The following is a 17,694-nucleotide window of genomic DNA, read 5'->3' as shown; positions in this document are numbered from 1 at the left end:
ATTCGCTAATCCTCGTCTTCGATGCCATCGATCTCGTCGTCGATGATGTGAACCGCGGCTTCTTCGGCAGAGGCGGCGCCGCCACAGATACCGACATCCTCGGCGACCAATTCTGCCTCGGCGTCTTCGCCAGATCCCTGGTCGGGCGCGATAAGCCGGCCCGCTCGGACTCGACCGACCTCGCGTCGCCGGGCAAATTCGGTTTCGCGTTCTGATTCGTCGGAGCGCTGTTGTTCGGCCTCATCGAGCAGCACATTGAGTCGCGACGCGGGATCCGGTTCTTCCTCGCCGAGCATCTGGTCCATGGTTTCGGACGGGCCAAATGCGCCGGGCCCATATGGCTGTTCGGGCGGCGAATAGCCCTCGTCGAGAATGTCGTTTACACCGCGGTCGATGAGACTGTCTTCCGGTTGCAGCTGGTTGTCGTCTTCGGCGCTGTATTCGCCTGCGGCAGGGCGTGCCTCGTAGTGAGTGCTCATGATCGTGTACTCCTGAATCGTGATAAGAGCGCCCGCGGCAGGCTTGCGCCATCCAGGGGTCACCCTTGGTCATGATGTGCAGTGTGTATGACGAGGGCCGCTGTCGCGAGGGCCGAAAGTCATGTGTTGAGCTCGGCGAACCCACGCACCACATGCGCGCAGACGAATTCGGTGACGACGTCAGATCGTCCATATCCCGGATCGGCGACGGCGTGCTGAACAACGAGAACAGGATTCGCGCGAACCATTCGCCCGCTGCTTCGATGTCGAGATCCTTACGGACCTCGCCGGTCAGCTTCGCCGGCGCCTAGGGGCCGGGGCAGCCGTCGCGGTTGGGTCCGTCGAATGATGTTGGTGCATTCTGCAGGGCGGTGTGCAACACCTCGAAGACCCGTGGGTCCCAGGTGAGCGCCGTATTCCAGTCCAGGCCCGCAGCGTTGGACACGTAGATGCTGTGCGTGTCGTCGAAGGTATAGCAGCGCCGGTGTGGCAGCACCTGGTCCCCGACATCGCCCGCCAGCGCGCTGCGCAGCGCGACGATGCCGTCATTCGGCCACACCATCGCGTTCACCGGACCCGGCCTGGCGAACCTCTTGCCGCCGATCAGCACCACCGGGACTTTGTCCAACACCCCGGACTGGAATTGATTCCATCCGTCTTTGCCCATCAGGTAGGGCTGGTTGACCTCGCGCCCGGAGCCCGACATCAGGCGCAGCACTTCATCCTTGAAGCCCTTCATCGCGTTCTCGCAGAACTGATCGCCGGCACAGTCGGTCAGCGGAACGAAGTCATTTGCGTAATCCGAAAGGTAGGAGCCTTGCCAGGGCGTCCCGATGGTGGTCAGCGAGCGCACGCGCACCGGGGAATTCGTGGTGGCCAGCACGCGGATTGCCGCGCGGGAGTACAAGCCACCCATCGAATGGCCGACTAGATCGACGACCGTGATGCCCCTTTCGCTGTGCAGGTAATTCAGAAACCGGGCCAGATGCTCTCCTGCCGTGTCGATGCTGCCGGTGGAGTTGACGGTCATGTTCTCCGGCAAGCCGATCGGGCACTGGCCGAAAGCGCCGAAGCCGCTCTGATCTACTACTTGCCCGCGGCCGGCCATCGCTGGTGAGGTGAAAGCCCGGTAATGCTGTGTGAGCAGATATTCCCGGATCGCGGTATCGGTGTTGCCCGCCGCAAGACCCGTCGCGCAGGCTTGGTCCGGCGTGGTGAACGGGCTCGTCGCGTCGCCACCCGAGACGACCACTACCGCGTGTGAATCCTGGGGGCTGTTGCAACCCGACAATATCGACGAAATCGCCAGCAGGACTGCGGTGATTGCTCTGATTTTTCGCATAGTCGACGATGTGCCCATGTCAGTCACCGTCTCCGCGGGCGCTCGCTGGCGAATCCGCGCACCACGTGGGCACGGACGAACTCGGCCGCGACGTCGGGGTTGTCCATGTCCAGCGTCGACGACGGCGTGCTGAAGAGCGAGAACAGGATTCGCGCGAACCATTCCCCGGCGGCCTCGATGTCGAGGTCTTTGCGGACCTCGCCGGTGAGCCGGGCCGCCGCGAGATAGGGGGTGAAGAACTCGACGCACTCGCGCAGCAGCACGGCTGCGTCCTTGGTCAACAGCAGGCTGATCGCGTCCTCGTCAAAGTACTTCTCCGAAGCGATGACTCGCCGCGCCTGTGTGACGAAAACCGCCGCCGCGCAGAGCTTGTCCTCGAGCGAGCTGCCGCGTTCCATCGCCTTGGTCATCTCGCGGTAAAACTGCTGTGACGCATGCTCGGCGCACGCCTCCACGATGGACGCCTTGTCGGAAAAGTATTCGTATATCGTGCTGCGCGATATCCCGGCCTGCTTGGCGATATCGACGATCGTGGCCCTCTGCAGACCCTGCCTACCGAAGCAGGCAAACGCGGATTCGACGATGACCTCGCGCGTATCGGTCGCCTGGCGGTCTGCAGAAGTCTGAGTCACGAGTCCCCTCAGCCCGCCGGCGCGAGAATCAAGCCACTGGTCGGCACACCGGTGCCCGAGGTGACCAACACGTGTTCGACGTTGTCGACCTGGTTGTACGAGGTTCCGCGGACCTGCCGCACGCCCTCGGTGATGCCGTTCATCCCGTGGATGTAGGCCTCGCCGAGCAACCCGCCGTTGGTGTTGATCGGGAATTCCCCGCCCAGCGACAGTCGCTCGACGGTGGCGAAGTCTTTGGCTTCACCGCGCCCGCAGAAGCCGAGTTCCTCGAGCTGGGTGAACACGAACGGCGTGAAATGGTCGTAGATGAAGGCGGTTTGGATGTCCTGGGGCTTGAGGCCCGAGTCGCGCCACAGCCGGTCGGCGACCACGCCCATCTCCGGCAGACCGGTGATGTCGTCGCGGTAGTAACTGGTCATCATCTCGCCGTTGGCGGCCGCGCCCTGCGCGGCGGCGGTGATGATCGCCGGCGGTTGCTTCAGGTCGCGAGCGCGCTGTGCGCTGGTCACCACCAGCGCGACACCGCCGTCGCTTTCCTGACAGCAATCCAGCAGCCGCAGCACGGGTTCGACGATCCAGCGTGACTTCTGGTGGTCTTCCAACGTGATCGGGCGCTGGTAGAACCACGCGTCGGGGTTGGTGGCGGCGTGTTTGCGGTCGACGACCGCGATGCGGCCGAAGTCTTCGTTGGTGACACCGTAGGTCGACATGTAGCGCTGGGCGTGCATCGCGACCCACGCTGCGGGAGTGAGCAATCCGAAGGGCGCGTAGTGCGCCATGAACAGCGGGGTCTCGGTCATGTTGCGCCCGCTGCCACCGAACCGGAACCCGGAACGTTCGTTGAAGGCGCGCCAACACACCACCACGTCGGCGACTCCGGTCGCGACGGCCATCGCCGCGTGCACGACGGTGCCGGCCGCGGCGCCGCCGCCGTGATGCACGCGGGAGAAGAAGCTGAGATCGCCGATGCCCACGTTGCGGGCGATGTCGATCTCGTCGCTGGAGTCCATCGTGAAGGTGACCATGCCGTCGACGTCACTGGGCGCCAGGCCCGCATCGTCGAGCGCGGCGCTGAGCGCCTCGCACGCCAATTGCAGTTCACTGCGCCCGGATTCCTTGGAAAACTCGGTCTGACCGATGCCGGCGATCGCGCAACTCCCGGGCAGGCGACTCATGCGACTGCTCCGTCCAGCAGGCTGAGGATCGCCGTCCCCGAGACATGGTCGCCAAGGCTGTTGGTGCCGGCGAAGGTGACCTCGACGAAGTTCTCACCGCCCGTCCCTTCGGTCTTGGCGGTCACGCTGCCGGTGAAGCGCAGCGGATCGTCGGGAAAGCACGGCACGCCCAAGCGAATCGACAATTTCTTGACCATCGCTTCGGGGCCGGCCCAATCCGTCAGGAAGCGCACGCAATATCCGTTGGTGGTCAGGATGTTCATGAATAGGTTGGGCGAGCCCTGCTTCTTCGCGTATTCCACGTCGTGGTGCACCGGCATGAAGTCACGCGACGCGATCGCGCCGGCCACGATCATGGTTGTGGTGATCGGGATTTCGAGTGGGCTGACCTCGTCCCCGACGTTGATGTCGGCCCACTTCACGGTGGTGGTGCGGTGTGCGGTCGTCGTCATCGCTTCCTTCTCAATAGGTGCTGCCGATACCGGCGAGCTGCGCGGTGGCGCAGCCTTGGGTGAGCTCGTTGTGTTTGGCCCAGAGGAAATAGCGGTGCAGGGGATAGGTGATGTCGATTCCGATGCCGCCGTGAACGTGCTGCGCGGTGGCGACAACGCGTGCACCGGCGTCGGCGGCCCAGAACTTCGCGATGCGGGCCGCCCGATCGGCTGGGCGTCCGTTCGCGATCAGCCAGGCGGCATGCCAGGTGGTCCAGCGGATCGCTTCGACGTCGATGAAGGCGTCGGCCAGCCGCTGCTGCACGGCCTGGAAGCTGCCGATCGGTCGCCCGAATTGTTCACGCCCGCTGGTGTATTCCGCGGCGATCCGCAACGCCCGTTCGGTGACGCAGAGCTGGATGGCGCACAGCCCGATCAGCGCCCGGGTGTGCAGCGATTCGATCGGGCCGGCCAGCCGGTCGGTGTCAGAAACAGTTGCACCACAAAGGAATACATCTGCATGCGGTTCTCGGCTGGTCGTCGCTACCGGTCGGATCTCGACGCCTGGGGCGTCGCTGGGCAGCAGGAACAGGCTCACCTGCCCGTCGCCGGTGGTGGCGGGCACCAGCACGGTGTCGGCAAGCTGGGCGGCCGGCACCAGTTCCTTGACCCCGTCCAGGCGCCAGTTCTGGCCATCGCGAACAGCTTTGGTGACCGGCCTGAGCGGGTCGGAACGACCGGGCTCGGCCAGCCCGGCGGTCAGGATGCGAGTTCCAGAGATGACGCCGGGCAGAAATCGCTGCTGTTGCTCGCGACTGCCGTGGCGGGCGATCGGGTCCGCGCCCAGCACCAAGGTCGCGTAGGCCGGCACCGGGGCTACGCTCCAGCCGACCTCGGCCAACAGCACGCCGAGTTCCACGAAGCCGCCGCCGTTGCCGCCCAACGACTCCGGCAACGCGGTGCCCAGCAGGTCGACGGCCGCGAGTTCCTGCCAAAGTGAGGCGTCGAAGCGGGTCTGGCCGGCTTCCAGCTCGGTCAGTCGCTCCGGGGTGGCGCGGCGCTCGAACAGGTCGCGGGCCACCTTGCTGACCGTCTCTTGTTCTTCGGTGAAGGCGAAGTCCATCAGGTGTTACCTACCTGCTCGGCCGGAACTGGTGCAGCACAAGGTCGTTATCGAAAGACCGGTAGAAAACCTCGACCGGCATTCCGACCGTGACGTCCGCCGGATCGATGTCACAGAGATTCGACACCAGCCGCACGCCCTCGTCGAGCTCCACCAGCACCACGATGTAGGGGTACTCGAAGAACGGAAACTTGGGCTCGTGCGGCATCACGTAGCTATAGACGGTGCCGCGGCCCGACGATTCGATGGCTTCCCACTCCAGCGAGCGGCAGTGGGGGCACATGGGCCGTGCCGGGTGGCGCAGCGTTGCACATCCCTTGCAGCGCTGGATCAGCAACTTGTGGTCGCGCAGCCCGTTCCAGAAGAATTCGGTGTCCGGACTGATCGCCGGTGCCAGCCGGGTGCTCACGAATTCTCCGGCTTGAAACGCAGTACCCGGAACCGTTGCCGGCCCAGCACTTCGCCGTTCTGATCGGAGTAGGTGATCACCCAGGTCAGGAAGAAGCCGGATCCCTTCGCGGTCTTCTTCTCGTCGGATACTTCCTCGAACACCGACGTCGCGCTGATCACATCGCCCAGCCGGGGATAGCGCTCGATCTCGAATTCCGAGTTGGTCGCGACCGTACTGCTGTACCCGGCTTCGTCGAGGAATGCGGTGGGATTGTCCTTGATCTCCATCGGTGCCCCGCCGCGCTCGCCGATGCCCTCCAGCTTGGGCGAGGGCATCGTCCAGGTCTGCAGCATGACCGGTGGGGACACGATGCCGCCGAACCGCGATGCCGCCGCGAACTCCGGATCGAGGTAGGCCGGGTTCATGTCGTCCAGTGCGTACGCCCAATGCCGGATCATCGGTTGATTCACCGGATCCGGTGCAAGGGTGGGCGTTCCGCTGCCTCCGGTGGGCTTGTTGACGAGCCCCCGCAACTTGGCGAGGAACTCGGGATCTTGGTTGGTCACTTGCTGGATCCTCCTGACTGTTCCTGACTGTTTTGGGGGCCCCGTAGGTCACGCGGTGCTCGCGGCATGCCCAATCCCGCCATGGCGATGATGTCACGTTGAATTTCATTGGCGCCGCCGCCGAACGTGTTGATGACCGCGAACCGGTACGCCGACTCCAGCGCGCCGCGCAGGGGCGCGTCGTTGCCCTTGCGTAATCCGTTGTGGTCGAGCACCTCCAGCAATTGGCGGGCGACCTGCTGGGTGAGTTCGGTGCCGAACACCTTGGCGGCCGACGCCTCGCCCATGTTCAGCACGCCCTTCGTCATGGCCGCGTTGACCCGCATGTTCACCAGCTTGTACGCGGCAACCTGCGCTTCGACCCGGGCCAGTGTCAGCCGAACCCACGGTTGGTCGATCACGTACCCGTCGTCGAGCGCGGTGGTGCGGGCCCAGTCCAGTGTCTTGTCGAACAACGGCTCCAGCGCGCCGAGGTTACCCAGAGCCGCGCGTTCGAAGTTCAGCTGCGTGGTGATCAGTTGCCAGCCCTGGTTCTCGCCGCCGACCAGAGCGCTGGCCGGGACCCGCACGTTGTCGTAGAACGTGTAGAAGGTGGAGACGCCCGGCATGGTATGCAGCGGCTGCCAGGAGAAGCCGGGCGATGACGTGGGCACGATGAGGATCGAAATCCCTTTGTGTTTCTTGGCATTCGGGTCAGTGCGGGCGGCCAGCCAGATGTAGTCGGCGTAGGCGGCACCGCTGGTGAACATCTTCTGTCCATTGATCACGTACTCGTCTCCGTCCCTGACCGCGGTGGTGCGGACCGACGCCAGGTCACTGCCGGCTCCCGGCTCGGAATAGCCGATCGCGAACTCGACGCTGCCGTCGAGGATCGACGGCAGGAACCGCTGCTTTTGTTCCTCGGTGCCGCACTGCATCAGGGTCGGCCCGACCGTGTTGAGCGTCACCAGAGGGATCGGAGCATCGACCCGCCGCGCCTCCTCGGCGAAGATGAATTGCTCGATCGCCGAGAAACCGCGTCCGCCATACTCTTTGGGCCATCCCACACCGAGTAGGTTTGCCTCGGCCAGGGCGCGCACGCACTCGCGTACCTCGGGGCCGCCCTCCATGCGGTCCTTGATCGCGTCGGTGCGCTCTGGTGTCATCACCTGTTTCAGCGTGCTGCGGATCTCGGCGCGCAGCTGCTCCTGCTCGGCGGTGTACTCGAGTTGCATCGTTTAGTCACCTGTCCCGAGTCGCACCGGCATACGTTTCACCCCGGGCACCATCGTGGCCCGCATCCGGTCCACGTCGCCCACCAGCTCGATCGCGGGGAAGCGCCGCAACAGTTCTTCGAACATCACCGTGGCCTCCAAGCGCGCCAATTGCGCACCGATACAGGAATGTTCACCGCAACCGAACGCGATGTGCGGGTTCGGATGCCGGGTCACTTTGAATTCCTCGGAGTCCGAACCGAAAATGTCCTCGTCCCGGTTCGCCGAACCGTACAGCATCACCACCACCTCGCCGGCCCGGATCTGCTGACCGCGAATCTCGACATCGGCCGTCGCGGTGCGGGCCATGTGGACCACCGGGCTATTCCACCGCAGCATCTCCTCGACGGCACCCGGGATCAGCGTCGGGTCCTGCACCAGCAGCCGGCGCTGGTCGGGATGCGCGATCAGCGCCAGGGTGCCGAGCGCGATCAGATTACGGGTCGTCTCGTTTCCGGCGACCAGCAGCAGGAACGCGAAGTTGAGCAGGTCTTCGTCGGTGAGCCGTTCCTCGTCGATCTCGGCGTCGGCCAGCACCGACAGCAAGTCGTCGCGCGGTTGGCTGCGGCGGGCGGCGATCAGCCGCTGGAAGTATTCGTAGAGCTGGCCGGCCGCCACCAACGGGTCGAGCTCGATCTCCGGATCGGCCGTGCCGGTCGCCGCGTCCGACCACGCCCGAAATTGCTCCCAGTCGTCGGGAGGTGCGCCGATGAGTTCGGCGATCATCCGGGTGGGCAGCGGAGCGGCGATCTGTTCGGCGAATTCGTGGACGGAGCCCGGCTCGATGTCGTCGAGGATGCCGGCCACGATCTCGCGGATCTTCGGCTCGAGCACCGAAACCCGGCGCCGGGTGAATCCGGCGTTGATCAGCTTGCGCATCTGCCGGTGGCGCGGCGGGTCGGTGAAGATCAGGCTGCCCTGCTGCACCGGGTTGGGCAGGTGCGGATCGGGAATCGTGATGCCGTGGGTGGAGGTGAACAGCGCCGGGTTGCTCGACACGAAGCGGATGTCCTCGTACTTCAGCAGCGCCCAGAAGTTGGTGACGTCGTTCCAGCACACCGGCGCACCGGCCCTCAGCTCCCGGTACGCCGGGTAGGGATCGCCGGCGTAGAAGTCGGGTGAGTGCAGTGGAAAGGTGGTCTGCATGGCCTGGCCTTCCTAGCGCTCCGGCGGGACGGGCCATCCGACAGATTGCCGCAATGTGTCCTGCGACGTTGTGTCTACTCCGGCCCGCCCGACGCTGTCAATACATGCGCAACGCACTGTAGTACCGCGGAATTCACGAGGTTGGTGATTGACGTCACAGGCGCATGGGTGTACACCAGGTGTTTAGATGACCGACCCTCGGGTGAGGATGCAGATGACCGAGCTTCGAACTCCGCAAACGCTTGTCGACACCTACGGGCTCTATATCGACGGCAACTGGGTCGAACCCACCGACGGTCGCTACGACGACATCTCCCCGGCCAGTGAGCAGGTGATCGCGACCGCACCCGACCCGGGCGTCGCACAGGTGGGCGACGCGATCGCGGCCGCGCGGCGTGCCTTCGACAGCGGCCCGTGGGGCACCATGAGCGCCGAGCAGCGCGCCGGGTGTCTCGGTCAGCTCGGCGATGCGCTGATGAAGCACGCCGACGACTTCTTCGCCCTGTCGCAGGTGGAGTGGGGCTGCACCGCCAACGAGCGCATGATGCAGATCGACGGAGCCGGGTTCATGTCCATGTACGCCGCCCAGCTCGCCACCCAGCTGACCGACCAAGAGGTCAGCGGGATGGGCGCGGGCACCACGGTGCTGCGCCACCAGCCGCTGGGCGTGGTGTCGGTGCTGACGCCGTGGAACTTCCCGCACTGCCTCAACGTGATGAAGCTCAACCATGCCCTGGCCGCGGGAAACACGGTCGTGCTCAAGCCGTCACCGCTGACGCCGTTGGCCGGCCTTGCGCTGGCGCGGATCATCGACGAATACACCGACATACCATCGGGTGTCGTCAACGTGGTGACGCCGTCGGGCGTCGAGGCGGCCAGGCTGCTGACCACCGATCCACGGATCGACATGGTCAGCTTCACCGGCAGCTCGGTCGTCGGCCGCCAGGTCATGTCCGCCGCCGGGGACACGATGAAGAGACTCCTGCTCGAACTCGGCGGCAAATCGGCGAGCATCGTTCTCGACGACACCGAGATCACCGACGAGATGCTGCAACAGATGCTGTTCGACGGCTGCTCGCTGCACGCCGGGCAGGCCTGCATCCTGCACAGCCGGCTGCTGCTTCCCGATTCGCTGCACGACGAGGTGGTCGATCGGCTGGCGGCTTTGGCCGGCGCGATCAAGGTCGGCGACCCCACCGATCCAGACGTGCAGATGGGTCCGCTGATCAGCGCCGCGCAACGGGAGCGGGTCGAGGCGCACGTGGCCGGCGCGCTGGCCGAGGGCGCCACGCTGGTCACCGGCGGTCGACGTCCGCCCGGCCAGCACCGCGGCTTCTACTTCGAGCCGACGATCCTGACCGGTGTCGAGCCGAATTCGACTATCGCGCAAGAGGAAGTGTTCGGTCCGGTGATGACGGTGCTGCGCTACCGCGACGAACAGGACGCGATCGCGATCGCGAACAACTCGCAGTACGGACTTTCCGGCGCGGTGTGGGGCGCCGACGTGGATCGCGCTGCCCGCGTTGCGCGTCGCATCCGGACCGGGCAGGTCGCCGTCAATGGTTGCAGCCCGGGTGGGGCGCCGTTCGGCGGCTTCAAACTGAGCGGACTCGGCCGCGAGGGCGGTGGCCTCATCGGCATCCATCAATACATGGAACAGATGGCCATCGGGGTTCCCGCGTGACGGGACCCCTCACCGGGCTCCACGTCGTCGAAATCGCCAACCAGATCGCAGGTCCTTACGCCGCAAAGCTTTTCGTAGACCTCGGTGCTGAGGTCACCAAGATCGAGCCGGCCGCCGGGGATCCACTGCGTCGCTGGGGCCCGTTTGCGTCCGGGGATGCCGACCCGGCATGCGGCGGCTTGTTCGGATACCTCAGCGCGGGCAAGACCGGTGCCACCCTCGACCTCGACGAGCCGAACGGCGTTGCGGCCGCGAGCGAGCTGATCGCCGGCGCGCATCTGCTGGTGGAGAACTTCGCGCCCGCAACGCTGGACGGCTGGGGGCTCGGCAGCGACACCCTGCAACAGCTCAACCCAAACCTGGTGGTGCTGCGTATTTCTCACTACGGTCAGTCGGGACCGATGCGGGACCGGCCGATGACGCCGCTGACCATGCAGGCGGCCTCGGGCTGGATCAGCAGCCGGGATCCCGATCGCCCACCGGTGCAGGTCGGCGGCCGGATCTGCGAATATGTCGCGGGGGCGTACGGGGCACTGGGCGCGCTGACCGCGCTGCGCATGCGGTCTGCCGGCCGGGTCCGCGAGGTGGACGTGTCGCAGGTCGAGGCGTTGTTGTCGACGCTGCCCTATCCGATGTTGATGGCCCAGCGGATGAAACGACTTGGGCTGCCGGCGAATATGCGCTCGGCACCGATGCTGGGCGTGGTGCGGGCCGTCGACGGCTGGGTGGGGATCAACTGCCTGACGGGCCAGCACTGGCTCGACGTGTGCGCGATGCTGGGCCTGCCCGAGTACGGTGAACAGCAGATCGCGATCATGCTGGGTGGCCCCGAGCGTGACGAATTCTTCGCCAAGGCCGAGCCGATGCTCGCCGGCCAGACGGTCGCCGAGATCGTCGAACTGGGCCAGGCGCTGCGGATTCCAGCCGCCCCGGTCAATGACGGTGCCAGCGTACTGGACTGCCCGCAGTACGCCGAGCGCGGATTCTTCGTCGAATACGAAGGCCACCGGCGCCCCGGGCCGCCATTCCGGTTCTCGAAAACGCCTGTGCCGCAACCGGGCCCGCCGCCGCTCCTGGGAACAACAGCCGCCCCGTGGCCCACCGCGGGCCAATCGCTGGCGCCGGTGGCGGGCGAGGTGCCGTTCGCCGGATTGCGGGTGCTGGACCTGACCACGTTTTGGGCGGGGGCGTATCTGACCTGCTACCTCGGCGCGTTCGGCGCCGATATCGTCAAGGTCGAATCGATCCAGCGCCCCGACGGCCTCCGCTACTCGGGGGCGTTCGCCTACGAGGGCGACGACTGGTATGAGCGCAGCCCGATCTGGCAGGGCACCAACCTCAACAAGCGCGACGTGACGCTCGACCTGACCTCGCAGCATGGCCGCGACATCGCCCGGCGACTCGCCGCGGCGGCCGATGTCGTGGTGGAGAACTTCTCCCCGCGCGTGGTGGAGAACTTCGGTCTGGACTACGACGCGCTGACGGCGCTGAACCCCGACGTGATCGTGATACGAATGCCCGGTTATGGATTGACCGGGCCGTGGCGCGACTACGTCGGCTGGGCGCTGAACTTCGAGCAGACCGCCGGCATGTCGGCGATCACCGGGTATCCGGACGGACCGCCGTGCAATCCGCAGGGGCCGGCCGACCCGATCGTCGGGGTGCACGCAGGCGTCGCGCTGCTCGCCGCGCTCGAACACCGCAGCCGCACCGGAGTCGGGCAGCTGATCGAAGTCGCCCAGATCGAGGTCGCCGCGTGTGTGACCGCCGAGCCGGTGATCGAGTACTCGATGAACGGGGTCGTCTCATCCCGGCAGGGCAACCGTCAACGCGGCTACCTGCAGGGCGTCTACCCGACCGCCGCCGAGGGTGTTTGGGTTGCGGTGTCGCTGCCCGACGACGAGACGATCGACCACGACGTCTTCGACGAGCTGGTCGCCGCCTGGACCCGCACGCAGCAGCCCGCCGACATCGTCGAAAGTCTTGGAAGGCAGGGCATTGCGGCCGAGCAAGTGATCACCGGCGAGCAGATGTATGAGCCCGAATTCATCGGCGCCCAGCTCGACGCGCGTGGCTTCTACGAGGAACTCGAACATCCGATCACCGGCCCGCACCGCTATCCTGGCTGGCCGTTTCGCATCCGTCCCGGGCCGGATCACCACCACCACAGCGCACCGCCGACCCTCGGGCAGCACAACGACGAAATCCTGCGTGGTCTCGGTCTGTCCGACGACGAGGTGGCCACGCTGCGCGATCAGCGGGTGATCGGCGAGCGGGTGCAAGGCTCCTAGCCGCCGAACCGCACCGGCATGCGGGTCACCAACGGCAACATCGTGGCCGGCATCCGGTCCACCTCGCCGGCCAGCTCCACGTCGGGAAAGCGACCCAGCAGCTCGCCGAAAAACACCGTTGCCGTGAGGCGGGCCAATTGCGCACCGACACAAGCATGTTCACCGGAGCCGAAGGCGATGTGTGGGTTCGGATTCCGGGTCACCCTGAATTCTTCGGCGTCGGAACCGAATACGTCCTCGTCGCGGTTGGCCGAGCCGTACAGCATCACCACCGACTCGCCCTCGCCGATCCGCTGACCGCGAATCTCGACCTCCGTCGTCGCCGTTCGGGCCATGTGCGTCACGGGGCTGGTCCAGCGCAACATCTCCTCGACGCCGCCCGCGATCTTCGCCGGATCCGCGACGAGCATCCGGCGCTGGTCGGGGTGTGCGATCAGCGCCAGCGTGCCGAGCGCGAGCAGACTGCGGGTGGTCTCGATTCCGGAGGCCAGCAGCAGGAACGAAAAGTCAAGCAGCTCATCGTCGCTGAGCCCAACCCCGTCGGCCCGCGCGCCGGCCAGCGCCGACAACACGCCATCGCCACCGGCGGTGCGGCTGGCCGCGACCAGCTGGCGGATGCAGTGATAGAGCCGGCCGGCGGTCTCGAAGCCGTCGAGCTCGGGGCTGGTGCCGGCGGTTGCGATCACCGCGTCCGTCCAGGCCCGGAATTGCTCGCGGTCCTCGCGCGGCACACCGAGTAGTTCGGCGATCACCCGCGCCGGCAGCGCAGCGGCGATGGTCTCGATGAAGTCGTGTACCGAGTCCGGCTCGATGCCGTCCAGGATCCCGCCGACGATCTCGCGGATCGCCGGTTCTAGCAGGGCGCCTTGGCGGCGGGTGAATCCGGCGTTGATCAGCTTGCGCAGCTGCCGGTGCCGCGGCGGGTCGGTGAAGATGAGGCTGCTTTCCTGCACGGGATTGGGCAGGCCCGGGGTGGGGATGTTGATGCCGCGGGTGGAGGTGAACAGCGCCGGGTTCGTCGAGACGAAGCGGACGTCGTCGTAGCGCAGCAGCGCCCAGAACCCGGCGACCTCGTTCCAGCACACCGGTGCCGTCGCGCGTAGCTCTCGGTAGCCGGGGTAGGGGTCGCCCGCGTAGAAGTCGGGGGAGTGCAACGGAAACGAACTCTGCATGGCAAAGCCTTCCTGACCCGGTCGAGCAGCACCCTACCGAAGGCGATGCGACGCCGGCGTGAGCCTTTCGTAAACGGCTTGTCACATGCCAAGCTGCTGACATGGTCATCGAGATCGCCCGTCCAAAGCTAGAAGGAAACGTCGCCGTCGGCGACGACCGCCAAATCGGCTTCGCCGAATTCGGTGACCCGCACGGCCGGGCGGTGTTCTGGCTGCACGGCACCCCGGGTGCCCGCCGGCAAATTCCGACCGAGGCCCGCGTCTACGCCGAAGATCACGGCATCCGGCTGATCGGCCTGGATCGTCCGGGGATCGGCTCGTCGACGCCGCACCGCTACGAGAACATCCGGGCGTTCGCCGATGACCTGCGCACCATCGCCGACACCCTCGGTATCGACAAGATGGCCGTCATCGGCCTATCCGGCGGGGGCCCGTACGCACTCGCCTGTGCCGCGGTGCTGCCTGATCGCGTCGTGGCGACCGGTGTGCTGGGGGGCGTCGCGCCGTTCGTCGGCGACGAGGGGATCAGCAGCGGTCTGATGGAACTGGGCAAGCGGGTGGCACCGCTGTTGCGGCTGGGCGGTGACCCGCTGCGGATCGGCGCCAGCCTGATGGTCCGGGCCGTCCGTCCGGTCGCGAACACCGCGCTGTACCTGTATGCCGCGATCTCGCCGGAAGCCGACCGGCGCCTGCTCACCCGGCCCGAGTTCGGCGCCATGTTCCTCGACGATTTGCTCAACGGCAGCCGCAAACAGCTCGCGGCCCCGTTCAACGACGTGATCCTGTTCGTCCGGGACTGGGGGTTCCGGCTGGACGAGGTCAAGGTTCCGGTCCGCTGGTGGCACGGCGACAGCGACCACATCGTGCCCTTTGCCCACGGCGAGCACGTGGTGTCCCTGCTGCCCGACTGCGAATTGTTCGTGCTGCCGGGCGAAAGTCACCTGGCCGGGCTGGGCCGTGGCGAAGAGATCCTGTCCACACTGATGAAAATATGGGACGAGCAGGCCTGACAGGGCCTAGTCGACAAGTGTCGGTAGCCTGCTGAGGTGCTGCTCGCATCGCTGAATCCCGCCGCCACTGACATCCCCGACGCGGTCAAGATCGACGGCGACGTACTGAGTCGCAGCGACCTGGTCGGCGGCGCGACGTCGGTGGCCGAACGCGTCGCCGGGGCGGACCGCGTCGCGGTGCTGGCCACCCCGAGCGTGTCGACCGTGCTGGCGGTCACCGGCTGCCTGATCGCCGGCGTCCCCTTCGTCCCGGTGCCCTCGGATGTCGGCGCTGCCGAACGCAAGCACATGCTGACCGACTCCGGCGCGCAGGCGTGGCTCGGGACGCAGCCCGACGAGCTGGAGGGCCTGCCGCACATCCCGGTGCGGCTGCACGCCCGGTCCTGGCATCGCTATCCCGAGCCGGCACCCGAGGCCACCGCGATGGTCATCTACACCTCGGGCACCACGGGAGCGCCCAAGGGCGTGGTGGTGAGTCGCCGGGCGATCGCCGCCGACCTGGACGCGCTGGCCCAGGCCTGGCAGTGGACTCCCGACGACGTGCTGGTGCACGGGTTGCCGCTGTTTCACATCCACGGCTTGGTGCTGGGCCTGCTCGGGTCGTTGCGGATCGGAAATCGCTTCGTGCACACCGGAAAACCGACACCGGCCGGTTATGCGAAGGCCCATACGGAATCCGGTGGCACCTTGTACTTCGCGGTGCCGACGGTGTGGTCGCGGGTGGTGGCCGATCAGGCGGCCGCCGAGACATTGCGCACGGCACGGCTGCTGGTGTCCGGTAGTGCGGCGCTGCCGGTACCGGTGTTCGACCGGCTGGAACAGCTGACCGGTCACCGGCCCATCGAACGCTACGGTGCCTCGGAGTCGTTGATCACGGTGTCGACGCGGGCCGACGGCGAACGCCGCCCGGGCTGGGTCGGCCTGCCGCTTAGCGGCGTCGAGACCCGGCTGCTCGACGACTCCGGTGACCCCGTCCCGCATGACGGGGAAACCGTTGGCAAGCTTGCGGTTCGGGGCCCGACGCTGTTCGACGGATACCTGAATCGGCCGGAGGCCACCGCGGAGGTTTTCGATGCCGACGGTTGGTACCAGACCGGCGATGTCGCGGTCGTCGACGGCGAGGGCATGCACCGCATCGTCGGCCGCGAATCGGTCGACCTGATCAAATCGGGCGGATATCGCATTGGCGCGGGCGAAATCGAGACATCGCTGTTGGGGCATCCTGGCGTGCAGGAAGCGGCCGTTGTCGGGATGCCCGACGACGATCTTGGCCAGCGCATCGTCGCATTCGTGGTCGGCGCTTCCGACCTCAACACCGACGAGCTAATTAACTTTGTCGCCCAAGACCTTTCGATCCACAAACGACCGCGCGAGGTTCGGGTTGTGGACGCGTTGCCGCGCAACGCGATGGGCAAGGTCGTCAAGAAGCAGTTGCTGTCCGAGGGATGAGACGTAGCGCCGTTTCTGGTATGCAGGTTGAGGGCCGTCTGTAGCGGCCTGGAACCGAGCGAGCACCGGCGCGATAACCAAGACATCACAAAATGGGTTGTCAGCTGGAGCTTTCGCGACACGCAGGATATTGCCAGGCTTTCGGACCAGCGAGAGTTCACTGCTTCGCATAATTTCGTTTGTGGACATGCAGGCAAACACACCACGGGGACAGGTAAGGATGTGCCATGGGTGAGTCGATCCACCCGGCGGGTGCTGCGACGACGATCGCGGACCAACCGCGCGCCACACCGATGGCGCGGGTCGCGACCTCGTGTCTGGTCGGCTCGGCAATCGAGTTCTACGACTTCCTGATCTACGGCACCGCGGCGGCATTGGTGTTTCCCGCGGTGTTCTTTCCGAACCTCACGCCCGGCGTGGCGATGATCGCCTCGATGGGAACGTTCGCCACGGCGTTTTTGTCGCGGCCCATCGGTGCGGCCGTCTTCGGGTACTTCGGGGACCGGCTGGGCCGCAAGAAGACGCTGATCTCCACGTTGCTGATCATGGCCGTGGCCACCGTGAGCGTCGGCCTGGTTCCCAGCACCGCCTCCATCGGGATGGCGGCGCCGTTGATCCTGATGGGGCTGCGGCTGCTGCAGGGGTTTGCGGTGGGCGGCGAATGGGCCGGGTCGGCGTTGTTGAGCGCCGAATACGCCCCGGGCGCCCGACGCGGCTTGTACGGGATGTTCACCCTGCTGGGCGGCGGTGTCGCCGGAGTGCTGAGCAGCCTGACCTTCCTCGGCGTGAACGTCACGATCGGTGAGTACAGCCCCGAGTTCCTGCAGTGGGGATGGCGGATCCCGTTCCTGATCAGCTCGGTGCTGATCGCGCTGGCGTTGTACGTGCGGCTCAACATCGACGAGACTCCGGTGTTCGCCGAGGAGAAGTCACGCGACCTGGTGCCCAAAGCGCCGCTGGCCGAGGTGTTTCGCCTGCAGGGCCGGGAGATCCTGCTGGCCGCCGGCAGCGTGCTGTGCACGATGGCGTTCTGCTACATGGGCAACACATACTTCACGATGTATGCGCACACGCACCTGGGCTATACGCGCGGCTTCATCTGGTCGGTCGGTGTGCTGAGCGGTCTGGTGAGCATCGCGGCGGTGATCGCCTCGGCCATTCTGAGCGATCGATTCGGCCGGCGCCGGATCATGCTGGTGGGCTGGGCAACGTGTGTGCCGTGGGCGTTCCTGGTGATCCCCCTGATCGACACCGGCCACAAAGCGTTGTATGCGGTCGCGATCGTCGGCACCTTCGCGATCTCCGGCATCGGCAGCGGACCCGTCGGAGCCTTTATCCCCGAACTCTTCGCCACTCGCTACCGCTACAGCGGTTCGGCACTGGCGATCAATCTGGCCGGTGTCTTCGGCGGGGCGGTGCCGCCGCTGATCGCCGGGACGCTGCTGGCGACCTACGGCAGCTGGTCGATCGGGGTCATGCTGGCGGCCCTCGCGTTGATCAGCCTGGTCTCCACTTATCTGCTGCCGGAAACCTGCGGGACGCCGCTGTAG

General features: G+C 66.2%; 16 protein-coding genes and 1 pseudogene. 5 read left to right on the top strand and 12 right to left on the bottom strand.

What is annotated here, in order from left to right:
• Positions 1-5: 5 nt before the first annotated feature.
• The 11 genes and pseudogenes from AAHS21_RS05230 to AAHS21_RS05180 all read right to left on the bottom strand — a co-directional run bounded on the left by AAHS21_RS05230 (position 6) and on the right by AAHS21_RS05180 (position 8,538).
• Positions 6-479: a DUF5709 domain-containing protein gene (locus tag AAHS21_RS05230; protein WP_342926655.1), complete on the bottom strand. Its 474-nt coding sequence runs from the start codon at positions 477-479 to the stop codon at positions 6-8.
• Positions 480-598: 119 nt separating this feature from the next.
• A pseudogene (locus AAHS21_RS05225) lies at positions 599-786 on the bottom strand (TetR/AcrR family transcriptional regulator); the annotation flags it as partial.
• Positions 787-1,839: an alpha/beta hydrolase gene (locus AAHS21_RS05220; RefSeq protein ID WP_342926654.1), complete on the bottom strand. Its 1,053-nt coding sequence runs from the start codon at positions 1,837-1,839 to the stop codon at positions 787-789. It abuts the pseudogene before it with no gap.
• Between the two features lie 5 nt (positions 1,840-1,844).
• Positions 1,845-2,453 (bottom strand): TetR/AcrR family transcriptional regulator, encoded by a 609-nt coding sequence (locus AAHS21_RS05215; protein ID WP_342926653.1) that lies wholly within the window; start codon positions 2,451-2,453, stop codon positions 1,845-1,847.
• A gap of 8 nt (positions 2,454-2,461) precedes the next feature.
• Entirely contained in the window at positions 2,462-3,628 is a 1,167-nt protein-coding gene (locus AAHS21_RS05210) for a lipid-transfer protein (protein WP_342926652.1), read from the bottom strand.
• Positions 3,625-4,080: a MaoC family dehydratase gene (locus AAHS21_RS05205; RefSeq protein WP_342926651.1), complete on the bottom strand. Its 456-nt coding sequence runs from the start codon at positions 4,078-4,080 to the stop codon at positions 3,625-3,627. Before AAHS21_RS05205 ends, AAHS21_RS05210 begins: the two co-directional genes overlap by 4 nt.
• 10 nt (positions 4,081-4,090) lie before the next feature.
• The gene (locus tag AAHS21_RS05200; protein ID WP_342926650.1) at positions 4,091-5,182 is read right to left on the bottom strand and encodes an acyl-CoA dehydrogenase family protein; all 1,092 of its coding nucleotides are present in this window, start codon (positions 5,180-5,182) and stop codon (positions 4,091-4,093) included.
• 10 nt (positions 5,183-5,192) lie between these two features.
• Complete coding sequence (locus tag AAHS21_RS05195; protein ID WP_342926649.1) at positions 5,193-5,591, bottom strand: Zn-ribbon domain-containing OB-fold protein; 399 nt, start codon at positions 5,589-5,591, stop codon at positions 5,193-5,195.
• Positions 5,588-6,139: a MaoC family dehydratase N-terminal domain-containing protein gene (locus AAHS21_RS05190; RefSeq protein WP_342926648.1), complete on the bottom strand. Its 552-nt coding sequence runs from the start codon at positions 6,137-6,139 to the stop codon at positions 5,588-5,590. Before AAHS21_RS05190 ends, AAHS21_RS05195 begins: the two co-directional genes overlap by 4 nt.
• Entirely contained in the window at positions 6,136-7,353 is a 1,218-nt protein-coding gene (locus AAHS21_RS05185) for an acyl-CoA dehydrogenase family protein (RefSeq protein WP_342926647.1), read from the bottom strand. The genes AAHS21_RS05190 and AAHS21_RS05185 overlap by 4 nt, the downstream gene beginning before the upstream one ends.
• A 3-nt stretch (positions 7,354-7,356) precedes the next feature.
• On the bottom strand, positions 7,357-8,538 hold the full coding sequence (locus AAHS21_RS05180; protein ID WP_342926646.1) for a cytochrome P450: 1,182 nt from the start codon (positions 8,536-8,538) through the stop codon (positions 7,357-7,359).
• A 214-nt stretch (positions 8,539-8,752) separates the two neighbouring features.
• Between AAHS21_RS05180 and AAHS21_RS05175 the strand changes: the two genes are divergently transcribed.
• Both AAHS21_RS05175 and AAHS21_RS05170 read left to right on the top strand, forming a co-directional pair.
• Positions 8,753-10,222 carry an aldehyde dehydrogenase family protein gene (locus AAHS21_RS05175; protein ID WP_342926645.1) on the top strand — a complete coding sequence of 490 codons (1,470 nt, stop codon included), beginning with the start codon at positions 8,753-8,755 and terminating at the stop codon, positions 10,220-10,222.
• Complete coding sequence (locus AAHS21_RS05170; protein WP_342926644.1) at positions 10,219-12,513, top strand: CoA transferase; 2,295 nt, start codon at positions 10,219-10,221, stop codon at positions 12,511-12,513. Before AAHS21_RS05175 ends, AAHS21_RS05170 begins: the two co-directional genes overlap by 4 nt.
• Here the strand turns inward: AAHS21_RS05170 and AAHS21_RS05165 are convergent.
• Entirely contained in the window at positions 12,510-13,685 is a 1,176-nt protein-coding gene (locus AAHS21_RS05165) for a cytochrome P450 (protein ID WP_342926643.1), read from the bottom strand. The genes AAHS21_RS05170 and AAHS21_RS05165 overlap by 4 nt on opposite strands.
• 101 nt (positions 13,686-13,786) lie before the next feature.
• Between AAHS21_RS05165 and AAHS21_RS05160 the strand changes: the two genes are divergently transcribed.
• From AAHS21_RS05160 to AAHS21_RS05150, 3 genes are all read left to right on the top strand, one after another.
• Positions 13,787-14,695, top strand: coding sequence for an alpha/beta hydrolase (locus tag AAHS21_RS05160; protein ID WP_342926642.1), 909 nt, complete (start codon positions 13,787-13,789; stop codon positions 14,693-14,695).
• Between the two features lie 36 nt (positions 14,696-14,731).
• Positions 14,732-16,144 carry an acyl-CoA synthetase gene (locus AAHS21_RS05155; RefSeq protein WP_342926641.1) on the top strand — a complete coding sequence of 471 codons (1,413 nt, stop codon included), beginning with the start codon at positions 14,732-14,734 and terminating at the stop codon, positions 16,142-16,144.
• A 293-nt stretch (positions 16,145-16,437) separates the two neighbouring features.
• Complete coding sequence (locus AAHS21_RS05150) at positions 16,438-17,694, top strand: MFS transporter (protein WP_342927082.1); 1,257 nt, start codon at positions 16,438-16,440, stop codon at positions 17,692-17,694.

It is taken from the genome of Mycobacterium sp. 050272, assembly GCF_039023525.1.
GTDB lineage: Bacteria > Actinomycetota > Actinomycetes > Mycobacteriales > Mycobacteriaceae > Mycobacterium.
Note: the sequence above shows the minus strand (reverse complement) of the source record. Positions and strands in the feature narration are given on the sequence as shown.